The 20,353-nt window shown below is 34.9% G+C and carries 17 protein-coding genes; 11 read left to right on the top strand and 6 right to left on the bottom strand.

The genetic code is table 11. The features are described from left to right. From FNW52_RS17940 to FNW52_RS17905, 8 genes are all read left to right on the top strand, one after another. Positions 1 to 3,879 (top strand): T9SS type B sorting domain-containing protein (locus tag FNW52_RS17940; RefSeq protein WP_143378857.1); only part of this gene is annotated, 3,879 nt, incomplete at its 5' end. A 42-nt stretch (positions 3,880 to 3,921) separates the two neighbouring features. Beyond that, positions 3,922 to 4,881 (top strand): type IX secretion system membrane protein PorP/SprF, encoded by a 960-nt coding sequence (locus tag FNW52_RS17935; protein ID WP_143378856.1) that lies wholly within the window; start codon positions 3,922 to 3,924, stop codon positions 4,879 to 4,881. Positions 4,882 to 5,376: 495 nt separating this feature from the next. After that, positions 5,377 to 6,564: a phosphoglycerate kinase gene (pgk, locus tag FNW52_RS17925; protein ID WP_143378855.1), complete on the top strand. Its 1,188-nt coding sequence runs from the start codon at positions 5,377 to 5,379 to the stop codon at positions 6,562 to 6,564. Between the two features lie 805 nt (positions 6,565 to 7,369). After that, entirely contained in the window at positions 7,370 to 9,412 is a 2,043-nt protein-coding gene (locus tag FNW52_RS17920) for a LysM peptidoglycan-binding domain-containing protein (RefSeq protein ID WP_143378854.1), read from the top strand. Between the two features lie 115 nt (positions 9,413 to 9,527). Beyond that, positions 9,528 to 10,496 (top strand): DUF4837 family protein, encoded by a 969-nt coding sequence (locus FNW52_RS17915; RefSeq protein ID WP_255515642.1) that lies wholly within the window; start codon positions 9,528 to 9,530, stop codon positions 10,494 to 10,496. 411 nt (positions 10,497 to 10,907) lie between these two features. Then, on the top strand, positions 10,908 to 11,357 hold the full coding sequence (locus FNW52_RS17910) for a GNAT family N-acetyltransferase (protein ID WP_143378853.1): 450 nt from the start codon (positions 10,908 to 10,910) through the stop codon (positions 11,355 to 11,357). 102 nt (positions 11,358 to 11,459) lie between these two features. Next, entirely contained in the window at positions 11,460 to 11,627 is a 168-nt protein-coding gene (locus FNW52_RS20895; protein WP_185966032.1) for a hypothetical protein, read from the top strand. Next, on the top strand, positions 11,614 to 11,931 hold the full coding sequence (locus FNW52_RS17905) for a PIN domain-containing protein (protein WP_143378852.1): 318 nt from the start codon (positions 11,614 to 11,616) through the stop codon (positions 11,929 to 11,931). Before FNW52_RS20895 ends, FNW52_RS17905 begins: the two co-directional genes overlap by 14 nt. 83 nt (positions 11,932 to 12,014) lie before the next feature. Here FNW52_RS17905 and FNW52_RS17900 read toward each other — a convergent pair whose 3' ends face one another. The 3 genes from FNW52_RS17900 to rnpA form a co-directional block, all read right to left on the bottom strand. Next, positions 12,015 to 12,203, bottom strand: coding sequence for a hypothetical protein (locus FNW52_RS17900; protein ID WP_143378851.1), 189 nt, complete (start codon positions 12,201 to 12,203; stop codon positions 12,015 to 12,017). Between the two features lie 60 nt (positions 12,204 to 12,263). Next, positions 12,264 to 13,904 (bottom strand): S41 family peptidase, encoded by a 1,641-nt coding sequence (locus FNW52_RS17895; protein ID WP_143378850.1) that lies wholly within the window; start codon positions 13,902 to 13,904, stop codon positions 12,264 to 12,266. A 223-nt stretch (positions 13,905 to 14,127) separates the two neighbouring features. Then, positions 14,128 to 14,523, bottom strand: coding sequence for a ribonuclease P protein component (gene rnpA / locus FNW52_RS17890; protein WP_143378849.1), 396 nt, complete (start codon positions 14,521 to 14,523; stop codon positions 14,128 to 14,130). Between the two features lie 231 nt (positions 14,524 to 14,754). Here rnpA and FNW52_RS17885 point away from each other — a divergent pair, with 231 nt between their 5' ends. From FNW52_RS17885 to FNW52_RS17875, 3 genes are all read left to right on the top strand, one after another. Beyond that, a complete protein-coding gene (locus FNW52_RS17885) occupies positions 14,755 to 15,489 on the top strand; it encodes a 1-acyl-sn-glycerol-3-phosphate acyltransferase (protein WP_143378848.1) in 735 nt (244 codons plus the stop codon). A 12-nt stretch (positions 15,490 to 15,501) separates the two neighbouring features. Next, positions 15,502 to 16,488: an acyl-ACP desaturase gene (locus FNW52_RS17880; RefSeq protein ID WP_143378847.1), complete on the top strand. Its 987-nt coding sequence runs from the start codon at positions 15,502 to 15,504 to the stop codon at positions 16,486 to 16,488. 162 nt (positions 16,489 to 16,650) lie between these two features. Continuing rightward, positions 16,651 to 17,304 (top strand): HD domain-containing protein, encoded by a 654-nt coding sequence (locus FNW52_RS17875; RefSeq protein ID WP_143378846.1) that lies wholly within the window; start codon positions 16,651 to 16,653, stop codon positions 17,302 to 17,304. Between the two features lie 60 nt (positions 17,305 to 17,364). Here FNW52_RS17875 and FNW52_RS17870 read toward each other — a convergent pair whose 3' ends face one another. The 3 genes from FNW52_RS17870 to FNW52_RS17860 all read right to left on the bottom strand — a co-directional run bounded on the left by FNW52_RS17870 (position 17,365) and on the right by FNW52_RS17860 (position 20,351). After that, entirely contained in the window at positions 17,365 to 17,760 is a 396-nt protein-coding gene (locus FNW52_RS17870; protein ID WP_143378845.1) for a hypothetical protein, read from the bottom strand. A 96-nt stretch (positions 17,761 to 17,856) separates the two neighbouring features. Continuing rightward, positions 17,857 to 19,530: a hypothetical protein gene (locus tag FNW52_RS17865; RefSeq protein ID WP_143378844.1), complete on the bottom strand. Its 1,674-nt coding sequence runs from the start codon at positions 19,528 to 19,530 to the stop codon at positions 17,857 to 17,859. 38 nt (positions 19,531 to 19,568) lie between these two features. Beyond that, the gene (locus tag FNW52_RS17860) at positions 19,569 to 20,351 is read right to left on the bottom strand and encodes an enoyl-CoA hydratase/isomerase family protein (RefSeq protein ID WP_143378843.1); all 783 of its coding nucleotides are present in this window, start codon (positions 20,349 to 20,351) and stop codon (positions 19,569 to 19,571) included. Positions 20,352 to 20,353 lie beyond the last annotated feature (2 nt).

Raw genomic sequence — 20,353 nt, 5'->3', positions numbered from 1 at the left:
GACCCTTCTCCAGTAGTAGCTGCGGTATTAAATACACAGTGCGGAATTACTGAGGGTAATTTTGTAATAGATGTTACAGTTCCAACCGCTGGAATTGCACCATATAGTTTTAGTATTGATGGAAGTGATTTCCAAACTCAAACGGTTCCATTTACAATATCTAATTTGTCATCTGGTACTCATACGATACAGATAAAAGATAAGAATGGTTGTGGTAATCCAGTTGTTTCTGTTCCAATTTTAGTGCCTTTAGCTTTAAGACCAACGGTTACAACTACACCAAGTTGTGCCGGTAATAATGGGGTAATTACAGTATTGGCCAATGGCGGTTCTGCTAATTATACGTACAATATTGATGGCGGTTTCTTTGTTGGTGGTGCAGTATTCAGTGGTGTAACTACAGGAGCACATACTATGGGTGTACACGATGTAACCACAGGTTGTGAATTTTTTACTCCAATCACTTTAACACCAGCCACGCCTATTACAGGATTTACTTTAGGTACTACTCCAGTTACTTGTAACGGCGGTACTGACGGAACAATTACCGCTACTATGACCACTCCAGCAGCAGGCGTAAATGACAACCCAGTGTATAAATATACTTTGAGTGGAATTACCGTGACTGGAACTGCAATAAATGTTGGTCCTCAAGATTCTCCTTTATTCAGCGGATTAGCAGCTGGAAATTATACTGTTGATGTGGTTTCAGGAAGAGGTTGTCCAGCTTCTTTACCTAAAACTGTAACACAGCCAAATCCAATTGTAGTACCTGCTCCAACGGTAACTCAATACAGTTGTACTGCAGGGAATTCTGGTAACTTGGCTACAATAAGCATTGATCCATTAGCGATATCGGGTGGTACAGCTCCTTATTTGAATTATGAGTTTATCAGGAATGGTACGAGAGTCTATTTTGGACCTAATAACAGTTATACCGAAGCCGATCTTTTAGGTGGTAACTACGTTGTAAAAGTTTATGACAGTAAGGGATGTCTTCCTGGAACTAGTGTATCTGTTCCTATTGCTAAATACATTGCTTTAGATAAAATAAATGTTGTGATAAACAAAGCGATTACTTGTGCTAATGCTGAAGATATAACGGTGAATGTTAGTGCTATTGGGGGAATACCTAATAATTTAAGTATTAAAGTTGAGGATGTTCTATATGATCCTAACACTGGTTTGCCTTTACTTATACATACTTATAGTGTTACGAAAATTGTTGCAGTTCCAACAGCTGCTTTCACTGGATTACCAGTTGGAAGTTATTTAATTACGGTTAAAAACTTAGATACCAATTGTGAAATTCAAAATGTTCACTATGTTAATGAACCAAACACATTCGACTTAACAATTGATAACATTGTTAACATTACTTGTTCGAATTTAACTGATGGAAGTGCCAAAGTGACTTTTATTGACAGAGTGATTACTGCAACAGATCTAGATCAGGCAGGTCCATTTGATTATACATTAGTTGATGCATTAGGAACTGTTTACCCTGGAGGATCATCAGCAACGGCTACGTTACCTTTGACTACTTTGGCTGCTGGTACTTATACCATAACTGCTACATTAAAGAATACTCCTTTTTGTTCAGTTTCTAAAAGCTTTACTATTACAGGTCCAACAGCTGCTCTGAAAGCTAGCGAATTGCATACAGAAATTACTTGTATTTCTGGCGGAAGTATTTCTGCTAGTGCTACTGGTGGATGGCCAGGTGGGTATGAATATAAATTAGCAGGGTCGGTAAATGCTGCCTATTCTGTCTATTCTGCCAATTCAGTTTTTACGAACTTAATAGCTGGACCTTATACCCTATTTGTTAGAGATAGTAGTGGTTGTCCGGATTCAATTTCATTGACGCTAAAGAATCCAGTGCTAATTAACTTTACTGTTACACCAAGTACTTTATCATTAAGTTGCCATGGCGATACTAATGCGAGTATTACTGTAGGAATACCTTCAGGTGGTCAAGGTTCGAATTACAGCTATACTTTGAACAGAACCTCACTTACTCCAGTGATTTCTTCTGCGCCGCAGGCTGGAAATATATTTACTGATTTAGGGGCAGGAACATATACTATTACCGTAACGGATGGTTGGGGTTGTGGTACGACTTCGACTCCGATTGTAATAACCGAACCAAATGTGATTGTTGCTAGTTTAGTAAAAGCGAGTTCACAAACGTGTAAAACAGAGTCTACTCTGACTCTTTCGGTATCAGGTGGAACAGCTCCATACAGTTATAGCGATACTCCAAGTTTTGCTGCAAGTACAGTTATGATTGGATCTTCGGTAACATTTCCAGTACCTGTTGGTACTTATCGTTACTATATTCGTGATGCTAAAGGTTGCAGAAGTGTGGTGTCCAACGATATTGCTAACGATCCTTTACCAGTTTTAAGTGTTGCAGTGAATACTGTGAATTCTAAAATCAATTGTAAAGGAGATAGTACTGGTGTCATAATCGCTACTGCGACTGGAGGTTTAGGGAATTATGCTTATACGTTGTTGAATGGTGCTGGGTTGCCTTTGGCTTTTATACCAACACAAACCACACCAGGTAATTTTACACAATTACCGGTTGGTTCTTATATTGTTCACGTTAATTGCAAGGATTGCCAAGAATATTCAGTCAAAGTTGATATCAATGAACCTCCAGCAAAATTAGATTTTACCTCTAGTAAAACAGATGTAAAATGTGCGGGTAATGGAGATGGATCTATAACCGTAAATGGTTTTGACGGTACTGGAATTATAAAATATGCCATCACACCACGCTCTGATAAGTTTTTGGATTCTGGGGTTTTTAATAACCTGAAACCTGGAACTTACATGGTAATTGTTCAAGATGAAAATGGGTGTTATGTCAGTCCTATTCCTAGTTTTATAATCACTGAGCCTCTGCAAATTAATGCCAAGGTAGATCCACTTTCTATAAAACAAGAATATTGCGCGGGTGACAAAACGGGAGAATTTAGCATTAGTATTACAGGAGGTATTGCGCCATATAGTACTAGTTTAGATGACCCTAAGGGTACTTATGTTCTAGGACAAGTAGGTTTCAAAGGACTAACAGGTGGTAATCATACCGTTTATGTTAAAGATGCGAATTTATGTGATTTTGAATTGGTTGTAGTATTAGATGCTTCAGTAGTTTTAGATCCAAAAGCAAATCTATCGTACGATTGTGTTAATAATGCACCTGGAAATAGCGTAGAAGTAACAATTGACGCAAGCAACAAGTTGGCCGATGTTGTTTATTCTTTGGATAGTAGTCCTACTACACAACCAAGTAACGTCTTTGTCAATCTTGTTCCCGGAGACCATTTCATCATGGCACATCATAAAAATGGTTGTGTAGATGCTACTTCTGTTTTCAATGTTAAACAAGTAGATCCTTTAACCATTTCTATTGATCTTGGAGGATTAAACGAAATTGTAGCTACTGCCAAAGGAGGTTCTGGTGTTTATAGATACACTGTTAATGGTGAAGACATAGGTGCTAATAATAAATACATCTATTACAAATCAGGAGATTATACAGTAACGGTAACAGATAGTAATGGATGTGTAGCTGCTGTGACTAAGTATTTTGAGTTTATAGATATCATAATACCACCAATATTTACACCAACAGGTGATGGTACAAATGATCATTGGAAACCAATCAATACTGAGAACTATCCGGACATACAATTCGTAGTCTATGATCGCTATGGTCGTATAGTAGGTACCTTTGGTGCGGGACAATTCTGGGATGGTAAATACAACGGTACCGAGTTGCCTATGGGGGATTATTGGTATGTTCTAAAACTTAGAAATACCAAAGATGATCGTGAATTTGTAGGTCATTTTACTTTGTATCGTTAATATCAAATGCATTTGAAGTGTCTTCAATAATAAAAAAAGAGAATGAAAAAAATCGTAATATGCTTTTTACTTTTGACTGTAGCATCTAGTTACAGTCAAGAGTTAAATGCTCCAGTAGCTACTCAATATTTAGCAGACAACCCTTTTGTCATTTCTCCTACCTATGCCGGTATTGGAGATAATTTTAGAGTAAACCTAAATGGATACAAACAATGGGTAGGTATCGAAAACGCACCCCAAAATCAATCACTATATGCTGATTTTAGAGTCTTAGATAAATCTGGTGTGGGATTGACTTTGTACAATGATTCTAATGGAAATACGCATCAAGCAGGTGGAAAACTAAGCTTTTCGCATCATATCATATTAGATTATTATTCGAAACAATACCTTTCGTTTGGAATTTCGTATATTTATAATTCGTTTAGATTAGATCTCCCCAATTCGACCCCTTCTACTAACGACCCTGGAATTACTGATAACAGAGCTACAACTAATAACAACTTTGAAATTGGTTTTCTATACCGATTTAAAAATTTTTATGCGAGTGCAACTGCTACCAATATCTTGCAAAAGAACCTTGATTTTACAACCACTAAACTCGAGCCTAATTTGTTAACCAACTATCAATTGTATTCAGGTTATGTGTTCGACTCTGGGAACCGATCAGAGCTAGAGCCTTCCGTTTTTTATCAATTGTATCAAAGTGATGGTCGTTCGGTAACAGATTTTAATTTAAAATACAGAAAATACAATAGATACGAAGATTACTACTGGGTAGGGGCATCCTATCGTTTTTTGAACGATCAAATAGGTAAACCACTTGCCGTTGGTCCAATAGTTGGACTGCAAAAAGGAGTTATTTCTTTCGGGTATTCCTATCAAGTGACGTTAAATGGTTTAGCGGCGCATAATTCTGGAACCCATTCGCTAACCATAGGTTTTAGATTCCTGCAAGGCGTGAGTAACTGTCCGTGTACAGACAGTCCTGTTCATGAGTAGGGAAGTTAGAATTGAGAGATTAGAATATAGAAGTTAGAAAAAAGAGGTTTGAAAAATTTAAGTTTTACTTATTTTTTGTCTTCACTCTTTACTCTTTACTCTTTACTCTTTACTCTTTACTCTTTACTCTTCACTCTTCACTCTTCACTCTTCACTCTTCACTCTTCACTCTTCACTCTTCACTCTTCACTCTTCACTCTTCACTCTTCACTCTTCACTCTTCACTCTTCACTCTTCACTCTTCACTCTTCACTCTTCACTCTTCACTCTTCACTCTTCACTCTTCACTCTTTGCTCTTTGCTCTTTGCTCTTTGCTCTTTGCTCTTTGCTCTTTGCTCTTTGCTCTTTGCTCCTTGCTCCTTGCTCCTTGCTCTTTTTCACCGTTTACATCGATTTCGTTAGTAAATTCACAATTTATTTAGAATTTTCAAATTTAAGAGTTGCTTAAAAGTTATATCTTTGCTTTTCTTTCAAAAACAACTAAAAAAAGAACCATGAAGACTTTAAATAATTTTGATTTTAATGCTAAAAGGGCAATAATCCGTGTAGATTTTAACGTTCCATTAGACGAGAATTTTAACGTAACGGATGCTACTCGTATTGAGGCAGCAAAACCTACCATAGATGCTATTTTAGCTCAAGGAGGAAGTGTAATCTTGATGTCTCACTTAGGAAGACCAAAAGGCGTTGAAGATAAATACTCCTTGAAACACATCTTGAAAACAACCTCTGACATTCTTGGGGTACCGGTTCAATTTGCATCGAATTGTGTGGGTGTTGAAGCTCAAAATGCGGCTAAAAATTTGTTGCCAGGTCAAGTGTTATTGTTAGAAAATTTACGTTTTCATGACGAAGAGGAAGCTGGAGATGTTGCTTTCGCAAAAGAGTTGGCTTCCCTTGGAGACATCTATGTAAACGATGCTTTTGGAACGGCGCACAGAGCACACGCTTCGACCACTATAATAGCTCAGTTTTTTCCAAGCAGTAAATGTTTTGGAACCTTACTGGCCAAAGAAATAGAGAGTTTAAATAAAGTATTAAAAAACAGTGAAAAACCAGTAACGGCAGTTTTGGGCGGATCTAAAGTATCTTCTAAAATTACGGTTATCGAAAATATTCTGGACAAAGTAGATCACATGATTATTGGTGGTGGAATGACATTTACTTTCGTGAAAGCTTTGGGTGGAAAAATCGGGAATTCTATTTGTGAAGATGACAAGCAAGAATTGGCACTTGAAATTTTAAGATTAGCCAAAGAAAAAGGTGTGCAAATTCATATTCCGGTTGATGTTATTGCTGCCAATGACTTCTCTAATACCGCAGATACTCAAATTGTAAATGTTGATGAAATCCCTGATGGATGGCAAGGCCTTGACGCAGGTCCAAAATCATTAGCCAACTTTGAAAAAGTGATCATGGAGTCTAAAACAATCCTTTGGAATGGACCATTGGGTGTTTTTGAAATGGAAAGCTTCGCAAAAGGAACCATTGCCCTTGGAAACTATATTGCAGCTGCTACTCAAAACGGTGCTTTTTCACTAGTAGGTGGAGGTGATTCGGTTGCGGCAGTAAAACAATTTGGTCTAGAAGACAAAATGAGTTACGTTTCTACAGGCGGTGGTGCTATGTTAGAAATGCTAGAAGGTAAAGTGCTACCTGGAATAGCGGCTATTTTAGATTAAGACAATCTTTTAAATATAAACGTCTCAGAAATTTAATTTTTGGGTACAATCAAAAAACCTAGTAGCGATTTATTTTGCTGCTAGGTTTTTTTATAAATAATACATGGCAAGCTCTTTATACCATTTTAATCTTGATTTTACTGGAATAAAAAACGCATCGTCTCTTCGAGTGATTTTAAATAGTAATGCGACAGCTTTACTATTCAAAATTGTATCGAGAAGTTTTCATGTTAGGGTTCTCGATACATTTTAATAAAAAAAGCTATCGCATTTTTTATTAAAACACTCGAACTGACGCATAAAGCTAGATAGATTTGTCACAGTAAATTCAAAGCCAAAATGGTATTATTGGTATTATAACCCATCAAAACCCCGAAAGGGGTGCAATGATTATAGAACATATATCGTGGGTGAACAAACCCTGAAAGGGTGAAATTATTTATCCTTTTAATCGCCATCGTAACAGTCAATACATTCAGATGTGCAAATGTCACCCCTTCGGGGTTTTGGGATGATGGAATTGTCTTTTTCTATAATTGTTACACCCTTTCAGGCTTTTCGGAAGGCAACTAAGGTTACGATGAGAGTCATAAATAATTCTTATCTGGAATCTGTGTTGAACATCATTCAAATACGAAAAATTAAGTTTTTGAAAAATTTTACTCACAAATAATTAAAAATCCATCGAAATGTCGATTTTTTTTGTATTTTTAACATTATTTATTGCTTTTTTTAAATTTTACCTTTTAAGTTTGTAATTATTAATTTGTAATTATTTGAATAATAGTACATTGAATATATATTTATGACTTCAAAAAATACCACCCTATCGTTTTTCCTTTTGTTAACCTTTTCAGTGTTTTCTCAAAACGCCATTGAGAATAATGAAATGGTAAGTACACAAAAGCCTGTTTCTTATTTAGACTCCATCAAAAATTCTTTTGTTAAATACGATAGAACGACTAAAACCGACAGCCTTTGGATGAATCAAGTGTCTAGTTTTGAAATTTATAAGGATATAGAAACGGAAATTAAAACGGTTAATATTGATAAAGATATTGATAAAGAACTGCCTACGGAATTGCTGAAAGAACGGCTTGCGGCTATGGATGCCAAATCCCCTTTTAATATAGAATACAACCAAGGGTTAGAAAATTTAATTAAATCATTCCTTAAAAACAGAAGAAAAGCATTTGCCAATCAAATGGCCATTGCAGAGTATTATTTTCCGATTTTTGAAGAAGCACTAGCCAAACAAAATGTTCCATTAGAGATTAAATATTTAGCCGTTGTGGAATCCGCATTAAATCCAAAAGCAGTTTCGAAAATGGGAGCGACAGGATTGTGGCAATTTATGTATCAAACGGGGAAACAATACAATTTGAGTATCGATTCTTATGTTGATGAACGCAATGATCCTCTAAAATCTTCGGGAGCAGCAGCGCAGTATATGACCAATATGTTTACTATTTTTAACGATTGGGATTTGGTTTTAGCCTCTTACAATTCAGGTCCAGGTAATGTTAGCAAAGCAATTCGTCGGTCGGGAGGTCAACAAAACTTCTGGAATATCAAAAAGCATCTTCCTCAAGAAACACAAGGGTATGTTCCTGCTTTCCTGGCCACTATGTATATTTACGAGTACCACACTGCTCATGGAATTGTTCCCAAAAAAGCTTTAGTGAAACATTTTGCTACCGATACTGTAATGGTGAAGAAAGAAATGTCTTTTGCGCAAATTTCGAATTTGTTAGACATTCCAGTTGAGCAATTGCAAGCTTTGAATCCTTCATACAAACGTAATGTCGTACCATTCTATTCGGATAAAAGCCATTATTTGACACTGCCTTCTTCTAAAGTGGCGGTTTTTACTTCAAACGAAGATAAAATTTATGCCTATGTTCAATATGAAATAGACAACAGAGAGAAGGTAAAACAAAACTGGAAATCTAATTATATAAAAGATTCTTTAGCTTATGTATCGGCATCCAAGGCCAAAGTGAAATACTACAAAGTGAGGCGTGGTGACAATCTGGGCGATATTGCAAAAAAGAATGACGTTGCTGTTTCGGATTTAAAAAAATGGAATCACCTCAAAGGGAATTCGGTTGCTTCTGGAAAATCATTGAAAATTATTTTAGATGTTACTACGGACTCAAGAACAAGTTTAGCTTCAAATAGCTGTAAGAATAAAGTATTGATTACAGCAGATGCTCCAAAAGTGGTGGCAGCTGATGCTAAAACGAATTCAATCGATAAAAAGGACACACTAGTTGCTAATGCAACGAATTTTTACATCGTTCAAAAAGGAGACAATCTGAATACGATTGCCAAGAAATACAATACCACTGTAGCCGATATTCAAGAATGGAACCACCTTTCTTCTGCCAGTGTTAAATTGGGCGTTTCTTTGCAAGTAGCAGAACCAGTATTAGAAAGTGCAGCCGTAGTTGCGGTGGCAGCTCCTGTACATAAAGACATTCAATACGAAGTTCAAAAAGGAGATAATCTAGGAAACATAGCCAAAAAATTCGGATCTTCTTTAGCAGATTTGAAGCAATGGAATAATTTACAAAATAACAATCTTGCTGTTGGAAATACATTAATAGTGGCCAAAAATGAAGTAGCTATTATCACCAACAATGCAACGGTGGATTCTTTTAAGAAAAAAGACATTACAACATCTTCTTCTAAAAATGCCGATAGCGATTACCTGGTAAAAAAAGGAGATTCTTTATTTAGTATATCCAAACAATACCCTGGAGTTACAGTATCCGACTTGAAAAAGTGGAATAATATCACTGGTGATAATCTTAAACCGGGAATGGGACTAAAAATAAAAGGATAAGCTTCTAGCACGAGTTAAGCGGATTTTTACAAATCGTTTAGAAAAATTTACCCACACAATTCATGGTAGAGTCAAGGAACTGCTGTACTTTTGGGGTCTATTCTATAATCGATTTATGATGAATAAAGTGCCTATTTTAGTTCTATTTGTTTCGTTGTTCCTTTTTTCTTGCTCCAAGAAGAATGAAAATCCAGCACGACCTTCATCAGGGAAAATCAATTCTATTTCGGTAGTTATAGATGATAAGCTATGGTATGGCGTAATCGGGGACAGCATTCGAAATAAATTTGCCAAAGCTGTTGACGGTTTGCCGAAAGAAGAACCACTATTTGATATAAATCAATATCCTACCCATCTAATGGAAGGGTTTATGACCAAAAGTAGGACGATCATTGTAATTAAAAAAGCAAATGAAAATGTTTTTGGAATTAATAAGGATCAGTATGCAACGCCGCAAAATGTGTTTCATATTTCTGGAAAATCAGTTGGGGATATTCTTGAAATTTTTGAAAAACATACTCCTCAAATACTCCAAATTATAGAAGAGGGAGAAATCACAGAGCATCAACGATTGTTAAATGATTCTATTCTCAATCCAAAAACAATCCAGAAACAGTTTCAAATTGTTTTAAAAGTCCCAAGTAGTTACTCTTATGTCGCTAAAGGAGCTAATTTTGTCTGGCTAAAAAAAGAGTTTATTAGTGGGAGTAGCAGTTTGCTGATTTCTCAGTTGCCTTTGAGTGCGATAAAAAATAATTCGGATGTGTCTTCAAGGATTTTGCAACTTCAAGATTCTATAGGGACATTGTACATAAAAGGGGCTGAGCCAGCTTCGACCATGTATATTGATCAATCGTACCCCATTTACTTTATGAAAACTAAACTGGACGGAAAAGTGACCTATACAACCAAAGGGACTTGGCGATTGAAAGACAGTTTTATGTTTGGGCCTTTCTTGAATTATATGATTCTAGACCCTGATAAAAATAGAATTTTGTTTTTAGAAGGATTTAGTTATTCGCCTTCGAGAGACAAACGTGATTTAATGCATGAATTGAAGTCCGTAATCCAGGGAGTAAAGTGAATTCTGATTTAAGATTTTAGATTAGCGATTTCTGATTTTTGATTTTGTAGGGCGTGATTTGCGTGTGTCTTGTAACTTCTGAAGGGGGCGCAATAAATTACATTTTAAACAGAGGCTTTATAAAGCCAAAAAAAATCTGCGTAAATCCGCGAAAATCTGCATGCAATTTTCTTGTAGATTTGATTAATAAAATGCTTCAGCAATAATTATTATAAAAATGAATTTGATTTTTTATCAAAAATGTGAACTTTGTCGTGCACCCCCTCTGAAATCAAAAATCAGAAATCGTTAATCAGAAATCAAAAATCATTTATATCATCCCTTAATTTAATTACATTGGTCGCTCGGGTCTGGAATCAGAAATCGTTAATCAAAAATCAAAAATCTAAAATCTAAAATAATTTTTTCAGTATGACTATAGAATGGAAAATAAAGCCTTTTGAGGCATTAACGGTAAATGAATTGTATGATATACTCCAATTGCGAAGTAGGATCTTTGTAGTGGAGCAAAATTGCGTCTATCTTGATCTTGATGGTAAGGATAAAGTCGCTTTACATCTTTTTGGAATCTTTGATGGTAAAATAGTGGCTCACGCCCGACTTTTCAAAGCTGGAATTAGTTTTGATAACGCTTCAATAGGAAGAGTAACGGTAGATCCGGATTACAGGGACAGAAAATGGGGACACGACTTGATGAAAGAAGCTATTTCGGGTATACTGCTTCACTTTGGCGAAAGCCAAATTACCATTGGTGCGCAATTGTATCTCAAAAAATTCTATGAAAGCCACGGTTTTATTCAAACCAGCGAAATGTATCTGGAAGATGATATTCCGCATATTGAGATGGTAAGGGGGGAGTAAATTACAAATAGCGGGAGCTTTTTATTGTCAAGAGGCTAAATATTTTGGAATTCAATAGAAATTAGGCGTAAATTTTTAAGGATGAATTAATTATATAGTAGTATGACAGTCATTATAACTAAAAAACAATCTAAAAAAGAGATCCAAGAAACCCTTAATAAGTTAATTCAAAAGAGGGAATCAAAGGGATTGCGTAAACATTTTGGATTATCCGAAAAGAATATAGATGCATTAGATTTTCAAAAAGAGGTAAGAAATGAATGGGATTGATTTTCTTGCCGAGACTAATTTTTTAATCCACCTCAATCAAGGAGAGCCGTTTGTTGAATCTTTTTTGGATTATGGTTTTGCGGTTTCTTTTATTACCGAAATAGAATTGTTAGATGATTGTCTTGTTTTAGATATGAACTATCAGATTAAACAAAAGTGTATTTATATTCGAAAAAAGTATAAAATAAAAATTCCAGATGCCATAATAGCTTCTACTGCTATTGTTTATAATATTCCTTTGATAACTTCTGATAAAGGCTTTGATAAAATTAAAGAAATTGATTTATTATTTATACAAAAGTAAATTAGAATAAGCGAAAGATGTAATTTTTGAAAATTAGATTAATCTCCATTAAATTGAACTTAATTATTCTTTCCAATTTTCAATCATTTTTTTACTTCGTCTTGACTGTGAATGTGACCTAATTTTATATTGTCCTCAGATTCTGTAATCATTTTACTGTTTCCAGATTTTAATAGATAAGTTGTAATGATATTGTAAATCTCCTCAGTGAGATTTGTGTCGCTATTGTCTATAATTTGATGAAGCTCTTTTTTTAACTCTAAAGTGTTCATTGTAAGAGGTGTTTGTTCAGTAAACAATACAAAAAAAGTAAATGTAAAATTTTATTTCTATCAATTTTTCAAAATACCATTATACTCTGCGGGATTATTCAAAACACTAACTGCTTTCTTGATTTCGACATTATTTTTTATATAGTAGTCGTATAATCCTTCTTGGTATTGATAGCGTTTAATGATTTCGTCTAGCAACAAACCTTTGATTTCTTTTTGGTTTTTGTCCAGTAAAACGTTTTCTGATTTTTGGAGAGCTGTGAGCAATTGCTGGTATTCAGTAGTAATAGCTTCGTCTAGTTTTTCTTTTTTGGCTGTAGCCAAAGTGTTTTTCAATGCGATTTCGGTTTCCGTATCAAAAGTTAGTTTTTGGGTTTTTAGAAACTGTTTGAAATCGGTATAATCAGCATCTGTAATCGTTGGGATTGTAGTGCCTAAACTCGGATTTTTGTAATAATAGTATGTTGCGTACTGAAAAATTCCATCGTTTTTTAGCAATGCATTGGTTATCGGACTCGTTTTGGTTTCTTCCATTTCGATGTCGGGTAAAACACCGCCTCCATCATAAACCGTTCTTCCTTTTCTGGTTTTAAAGGTGTTGTAATTCTTGGCATCGGTTCGTGTGGCAACACCGTTTTTATCTTTATGAGCATAATCTAATGCTTGAATGCACCTGCCTGAAGGCGTGTAATAACGGGAAATGGTGACTTTCAGTTGTGTTCCATATGTTAATTCTACTGGTCTTTGTACCAAACCTTTTCCAAAACTTCTACTGCCTAAAACTACGGCACGATCCAAATCTTGTAGTGCTCCCGAAACAATTTCTGACGCCGAAGCACTTCTTCCGTTCACTAAAATAATCAAAGGAATGGCCGTGTCTACTGGTTCTTTGGATGTTTTATAGGTGTTGTTGTGTTTTTCTATTTTTGATTTGGTCGTTACAATAATCTCATTTTTGGGTACAAAGAGATTGCAAATATTAACGGCTTCGTTCAATAATCCTCCCGGATTGCCTCTTAAATCAAGAACAATTCTTTCGGCACCTTCTCTTTTGAGTTGCTCTAAGGCATCTTTGGTTTCATTTGAGGCTTTGTTGTTGAAGCGAGCCAATACGATATAGCCCGTTTTCGCATCTATTTTTCCAAAATAAGGAACCGATTTGATTTCGACTTCATCCAATACAATTACAGTTGAAAGCGTTTTACCTTGACGAATGTATTTAATGTCAATTTTAGTGCCTTTTGACCCTTTTAAAAGTTGGGAAGCATCATCTTTGAAATCAGCAAGTGGGGTATCTCCTATTTGAATAATTTCGTCTCCCGCTTTGAGTCCTGCTTTATCTGCCGGGAAATTTTTATATGGTTCTCTTAGGATTAGTTTGTCGTCTTTGCGGGTAATTAATGCCCCAATTCCGGTATATTCTCCCGTATTGTTAATTTTGAATTTAAGCACTTCCTGTTCGTTAAAATAAACGGTGTAGGGATCAAGGGAACTCAACATTCCTTTTATGGCGTTGTTCATCAGCTCGGCCGGAGTGGTTTCGTCTACATAGTTTTTGTTCAATTCCTTGAATAGTGTCGTAAAAATTTCTATTTGTTTGGCAATCTCAAAATAGTCGTCTTTAAAACTAACACCCACAAACAAAAATGCGGATGCTATTATCGGAATGATGATTTTTTTTTGAAAAAAGAAGGTTTTCATTTTCGTTTGGCTTAAATTGAGTTTACTAAAATAAGAATAAAATATAATATGAGTACCAGTGACTAATGCGAAACCGATAAAAGTTTTTCGACACGAATTTCACGAATTATTCACAAAATATTTTTTAAATTTAAAGGAATTCGTGAGAATTCGTGTAATTGGTGGCTAAATTTTTCTTAACGATTTGTAAAAACTCGCTTAATTCATTGTAGAAGCCAGGTATTTATTTTTCTTCGGATTGACGTACTGGTTTCGTTTGAGCCAAGAATTTCTCAAACAGCTGTATGGTTTTGGTGTTGATTTCTTCATAAGGCAATCGGTCTTTGCTTTGGTAAAAAAGCATAAAAGAATAGGGTTGATCCAGATTCTCAATCAGTAAATGTTTGTTTAGTCGATAGGTTTCGCGAAGCAGGCGTTTGAAATAATTGCGATCTACGGCTTTCTTAAAATATTTTTTGGAAACCGAAACCCCTATTTTTATTTTTTCGCCTTCACCAAAAGTGCCCGCATTATAAACTAATCGCAAAGGGTATTTAGAAACAGATTTCCCTTCGGTAAACAATAAACCGATGGTGATTTTACTTTTTAGTTTTTCTGTTTTGGGATAGGTAAAGTTCATTTTGTAAAGGACAAAGTTATAAGAAAGCAAAGGTACGATTAATGTACGGCGATGCAATAGGTTGTTTTGCGACTCTTTTTTTCTTGTTTTAAAATTTTAAAATTTGTTTTTATAAGTTTATATTAATTGTAAATGATTGTTTAACAATTGAATAGTTGTCTTTTTGTTTGTTGCTTTTGAAATAAATACTCCTAAAAATATATTTCTTACTTTTGTGGCAAATTTAGCAGTATGCAAAAAATCATTTCATATCCCTTATCTTTTATCGTTTTGATGTTAATTCTTTTGACATTGGTGATTTTTCACCCTATTCAATGGGTTTGTTTAAACGTTTTTGGTTATCAAGCGCATAAGAAAAGTGTCGATTATCTTAATTTTTTTTTATTGAGAATCGTTCATTTGTTGGGTACTACTTTCGTTTTTGAAGGTAGAGAAAGTATTCCAAAAGGAGTGCCAATTATATTTGTTGCCAATCACCAGAGTTTGTATGATATTATTGCCATGATTTGGTTTTTGAGAGAATTTCATCCAAAATTTGTGAGCAAGAAAGAATTGGGGAAGGGGGTGCCCAGTGTATCGTTTAATTTGCGTCATGGAGGTTCTGTGCTGATTGACCGCAAAGACCCAAAACAGGCGATACCTGCTATTAAGAAATTGTCAGAATATATTGAAAAACACAACAGGGCTGCCGTTATTTTTCCTGAAGGAACACGTAGTAAAGATGGTAAACCAAAGGAATTTGCACAAAGTGGATTGAAAATTTTATGTAAATATGCACCATCAGCTTATGTGGTTCCCTTAAGTATCAATCATTCTTGGAAATTGGTAAAATACGGATCTTTTCCCTATGGTTTAGGAAATCGCCTTACCTTTGTAGTACACGAAGCAATTGCGGTTACCGATTATAGTTTTGGTGAAATAGTAGAAAAGACCGAAGCGGCAATCGTAAAAGGAATAAAAATTTAATATTTATATAAGATGTCTATAAAGAACATTCGTCTAGAAGTGATGCAGTTTCTAGAAAGCAAGGTTGATGGTTTTGTTGATCAATACTTGATACCAGTAGAGCAAATTTGGCAGCCATCTGATTTTTTACCGAATTCAGAAAGTGATAATTTCCTTGAAGAAGTAAAAGAGCTTAGAGAAATCTCAAAAGATTTGCCTTATGATTTTTGGGTTGCCATGGTTGGAGATATGATTACCGAAGAAGCTTTACCAACCTACGAAAATTGGTTGATGGAAGTAGAAGGGGTTGATAACTTAGAAAGAAATGGTTGGGCAAAATGGGTGCGTCAATGGACTGGTGAAGAGAATCGTCATGGCGATTTGTTGAACAAGTACCTTTATTTATCGGGCCGTGTGAATATGCGTGAAATTGAAATTACCACTCAACATTTAATCAACGATGGTTTTGATATTGGAACAGGAAGAGATCCTTATAAGAACTTTGTGTACACCAGTTTTCAAGAATTAGCTACTTATGTTTCTCATAATAGGGTTTCACAATTGGCAAAAAGTTATGGTGACAAGAAATTGGCAAAAATGTGTAAAATGATTGCTGGAGACGAAATGCGTCATCATCATGCATATAGTCATTTTGTTAGCGAAATTTTCAAAATAGACCCAAGTGAAATGATGCTTGCTTTTCAATACATGATGAAAGCCAAAATCGTTATGCCTGCGCATTTCTTGAGAGAATCAGGAAATAAAATCAGCTCTGCTTTCGAACATTTTTCAGATTCAGCACAACGTATTGGGGTTTATACTGCAAGTGATTATGTAGAAATCATGCAAAAATTAATTGACAAATGGGAAATCGATAAATTTTCAGGTTTGACAGATGAGGCGGAGAAAGCTCGTGATTACTTGATGAAATTACCAGCGAGAATGGCAAAAATTTCGGAAAGATTGGTAATTCCTTCTGAGTCATTCCAATTTAAATGGGTAGAACCGGCACGATTGTAGATTGCAGATTTAAGATTTCGGTGGTTGAGCGTAGTCGAAACCACGATTTTTGATTTTTTTGCTATTGCCATTGCCATTGATTTTTGAAATTGAATTTGATATTGCTGATTTTTAAGGTTTAGACTTTAAAAATCAGCTTTTTTTTATAAATAATAACAACAAATGAGTAATCCAGATTTAATAAATAAAACGATCCTTTTTGTAAAAGAAAAATTAGCCAATGCCGAAGGAGGTCACGATTGGTTTCACATTCAGAGAGTGTATAAGAATGCGCTGTTGATTGCAAGTGGAGAAACCTGTAATGAAATTGTTGTGAAACTCGGCGCTTTACTTCACGATATAGCCGATAGTAAATTTCACGGTGGAGATGAAACTGTTGGAGGAAAAGTAGCCCGTGAATTTTTGGAAAGTCAATCGGTTTCGGAAGCAGTTGTTACACATGTCATCCAAATCATAGATAACATCTCTTTTAAAGGCGGAAAAACGGAAAAGCATTTCTCATCAATCGAATTGGATATCGTTCAGGATGCTGACCGTTTGGATGCTTTAGGAGCCATTGGTATTGCCCGGGCGTTTAATTATGGAGGTTTTAAAAACAGAGTTTTGTACAATCCTCAAATTGCTCCAAACTTGCACATGAGCAAGGAAGAATACAAAAACAGTCAAGCGCCAACAATCAATCACTTTTATGAAAAATTGTTGTTGCTAAAAGATAAGATGAATACCGAAACAGGGAAGCAGATAGCCAAAGAAAGACATCATTATATGCAAGGATTTCTAGCGCAGTTCTATGCGGAATGGGAAGGGGAGAAGTAGTGAGCAGTTTTCAGTCTCAGTATTCAGTTTAAATCTGGAAACTGAGACTGAAAACTGAGACTAAAGCCCTTTCTCTTTCATCTCCAAAATCACATCCGAAGCATTTTTAAAAGTAGGGGCTTGTTCGATAATACTTCCCACACGTTTCTTATTCAGTTTAAAGGTAATGTCATTTTCGGTGGTAAATAAAAGTGCTGTCAAAAATGGGTTATTCATGTAGGGAGCCAAAACTATATAGGCTTCATCAAGGGTGTGAAAACTCTCAATTTCTTCGGTTTTATAACGTGCCGTAACCGAAAGGCTAAAGACATCGTCATTCAAAACAGGACGAACATAAATATTTTTCAATTCAGTATCGCCTATGGTTTTGGCAAGGGTTAATTTGGCATACGTTTTATTTTCGATGCTCTCTTTTACTTTTTCCCAGAATTCAGCAAATACAGGTTGGAATGACATAGGAATTGTTTTTTTATGAATTATTCTAAATGGAAATGCAAATTTAAGGGTTGTGTGCTAAAGTTCTGCGATTTTTAAAATAAAATTACTTACGATTTACAGCGCTACTTTTAATAATTGCTTTTTACTACCTCTTCGACCCAGAAAAAACACAGAATTACCTAATTGAATACCTTTTGAAACCACAAAAGGCACTTCATTTTCTTCTTCCTCAAGGATTTTTTCAAATTCAAAGTCACCATTATCTTTTATTTTGATCACATAAAGATTGGATCTGTTTTTGTTTGAATCTTTAAATTCTATTCTATTTTTATCTAATTTTTTTATTTCTTCCCCAGCATTAATAAAATAATAGGACATATCCCCTACAATTGATGCGGTATAGGAAACGTAATTATCATCATACTGATAACCTTGTTTTTTATTAATATTTCTAGCCCAAACTAAATCGCCCTCATTACTTAATTTTGCAGATACAATATCATCACAATGATAATAAGTTTGATATCCACCACCCATACCATTCATGCCAAATGTCGCATTACTAGAAGTAGTTGAATATTCTTCCTGAGCATTAAATAGCAATTCATTGTTTTTAGTAATAAAATAATTTTTAAAAGTTAAGTATTTTAATTCTTTATCTTTATCCTCTCCATATTTATCAATGATAAATTGCTCAGAAAATGGATTGTATTTTGCCTTTAAAACTTCTAGAGAATTGACGTCTAATTTAAAATAACTAATCCCTTTGTATTTAGAATCATCAATATCAGAATAAAACCCAACACAAATGAGTCTGTCTTCCAATGCGATAGTTTTTAATGAACCTATGAAATGTTCTTCGGTATCAAAAGTGTTTGTGACTTCTTTATCTTGAGTAAATTTTGTTATTTCAAATTGGTATTTACCTCCTTTTTCTTTGCTTTTTTGATTGGGCGTAAAAGATTTTCCTAAGAGATAAATTGAATTTCCGTCTTTTGATAAATTAATATTCTGAAATATATATTTACGGTCTTTGATTTCTCTGGAATAAATAAGTTCTTTTTTTTTATTTAGTTTATCATCAAACAAATACAATTTTAAGGCTTCAGATTTAGTGCTGTTAAAATCAATTCCAATTGAAAATGCATTTTTATCTTTATTGACTACTATTGCAATTCCTGAATTATTTCCAGAGGAAGAATTAGTTGCTTGTTTTGTATTAAAAGGATTAAGTGAAAACGTATTTCTGTTTCCTTTAGATGCAAAATCACCATTTAAAACTGAACCGTTTTGAATACTGTTATGAAAACTGTCTATCAGTTCAAAACTGCCATATTGTTTTATTTCTTCACGAGTGAACCTGAAGAGCTCTTTTTGGGTAGTATTAAAATCGTTTTTATTTATACTGTGTGCAAGACAAATATAGGCTCTCTCATTGATATCATAAAAAACTTGAACGATATTTAAGTTGTCCAACATTGTAAAAACACCTAATGCAAACTTATATTTTTGAGTTCCAGTATGCTTCATCTCATAATTAAATTCTTTTATAAGATTTAAATTTGAATCATAATGTTCAATATAATATCCATTTTTTCCTGAAAAACTTGCTTCATAGGATCGAACTATTAAAATCCCCCCATTTCCATCATCTTCAGAAAGTACGATCTGGGATTCTTTACATTCATCTTTAAAAAGCTCGCTTTTTTGAATTTTAAACGGAAAACTTTGGGCAAAAGTTGAAAAGGAAATCATTAGAATTCCAAAAATTAAGATTAATTTATTCATGTAGGTTATTAAGTGTGTGGTTATTAAGTGTATGGATATTATTTCCCCGTAAAAACGGCTTTTCTTTTCTCCAAAAACGCTTTGGTCCCTTCGCTAAAATCCTCGGTTCCGAAACATTTTCCAAAGTTTTTTATCTCGGTTTCGTAACCATTTTTGCCATCTGCAAAATTAGCATTGATTGCTTTTATGGCTCTACCAATGGCAAAAGGAGAGTTTTTCATGATTTTTTGGGCAATACCAGTGCAAAATTCGATTAGCTCAGCTTGCGGTACTACGTGATTAACCAAACCGTATTGTTTGGCTTCGTCGGCGGTAATCATACCAGCGGTCATGATCATTTCCATCGCACGACCTTTACCTACCAATTGAGGTAAACGTTGTGTTCCTCCATAACCTGGGATAACACCAAGAGAAACCTCCGGTAGTCCCATTTTGGCATTGTCTGAAGCTACTCTAAAATGACAGGCCATGGCCAATTCTAGCCCACCACCCAATGCAAAACCATTGACAGCCGCTATAACTGGAGTTTTTAAATTCTCTATAAAATTAAATAAAAGTTCCTGCCCCTGAAAAGCCAGTTGAGCGCCTTCTTCGATAGTGAAATGGGCAAATTCTGAGATGTCGGCTCCTGCGACAAACGCTTTTTCTCCGCTACCCGTTAGTATGATAACTTGAATTTCTTTGTTTTTACCCAATACTTTAATGGCTTTATGCAAGTCGTTTATCGTTGCAATATTCAAAGCATTTAGTTTAGTTGGTCTATTGATTACAACCGTTGCGATGTTGTTTTCTATTGTAATTAAAAGGTTTTCGTAGTTCATTT

This window comes from Flavobacterium sp. ZT3R18 (assembly GCF_007097385.1).
Classification (GTDB): Bacteria; Bacteroidota; Bacteroidia; order Flavobacteriales; family Flavobacteriaceae; genus Flavobacterium.
The sequence above is the reverse complement of the archived record's forward strand: the minus strand, read 5'-3'. Positions and strand labels throughout refer to the sequence as shown.

Excerpts from the sequence above, each read along its gene's own strand:
- FNW52_RS20895 (WP_185966032.1), top strand. The coding sequence starts at position 11,460 with ATGACAGTCATTATAACTAAAAAACAATCTAAAAAAGAGATCCAAGAA.
- FNW52_RS17935 (WP_143378856.1), top strand. The coding sequence starts at position 3,922 with ATGAAAAAAATCGTAATATGCTTTTTACTTTTGACTGTAGCATCTAGT.
- FNW52_RS17920 (WP_143378854.1), top strand. The coding sequence starts at position 7,370 with ATGACTTCAAAAAATACCACCCTATCGTTTTTCCTTTTGTTAACCTTT.
- FNW52_RS17915 (WP_255515642.1), top strand. The coding sequence starts at position 9,528 with ATGATGAATAAAGTGCCTATTTTAGTTCTATTTGTTTCGTTGTTCCTT.
- FNW52_RS17860 (WP_143378843.1), bottom strand. The coding sequence starts at position 20,351 with ATGAACTACGAAAACCTTTTAATTACAATAGAAAACAACATCGCAACG.
- FNW52_RS17880 (WP_143378847.1), top strand. The coding sequence starts at position 15,502 with ATGTCTATAAAGAACATTCGTCTAGAAGTGATGCAGTTTCTAGAAAGC.
- pgk (WP_143378855.1), top strand. The coding sequence starts at position 5,377 with ATGAAGACTTTAAATAATTTTGATTTTAATGCTAAAAGGGCAATAATC.
- FNW52_RS17910 (WP_143378853.1), top strand. The coding sequence starts at position 10,908 with ATGACTATAGAATGGAAAATAAAGCCTTTTGAGGCATTAACGGTAAAT.
- FNW52_RS17895 (WP_143378850.1), bottom strand. The coding sequence starts at position 13,904 with ATGAAAACCTTCTTTTTTCAAAAAAAAATCATCATTCCGATAATAGCA.
- FNW52_RS17905 (WP_143378852.1), top strand. The coding sequence starts at position 11,614 with ATGAATGGGATTGATTTTCTTGCCGAGACTAATTTTTTAATCCACCTC.
- FNW52_RS17875 (WP_143378846.1), top strand. The coding sequence starts at position 16,651 with ATGAGTAATCCAGATTTAATAAATAAAACGATCCTTTTTGTAAAAGAA.
- rnpA (WP_143378849.1), bottom strand. The coding sequence starts at position 14,523 with ATGAACTTTACCTATCCCAAAACAGAAAAACTAAAAAGTAAAATCACC.
- FNW52_RS17865 (WP_143378844.1), bottom strand. The coding sequence starts at position 19,530 with ATGAATAAATTAATCTTAATTTTTGGAATTCTAATGATTTCCTTTTCA.
- FNW52_RS17885 (WP_143378848.1), top strand. The coding sequence starts at position 14,755 with ATGCAAAAAATCATTTCATATCCCTTATCTTTTATCGTTTTGATGTTA.
- FNW52_RS17870 (WP_143378845.1), bottom strand. The coding sequence starts at position 17,760 with ATGTCATTCCAACCTGTATTTGCTGAATTCTGGGAAAAAGTAAAAGAG.
- FNW52_RS17900 (WP_143378851.1), bottom strand. The coding sequence starts at position 12,203 with ATGAACACTTTAGAGTTAAAAAAAGAGCTTCATCAAATTATAGACAAT.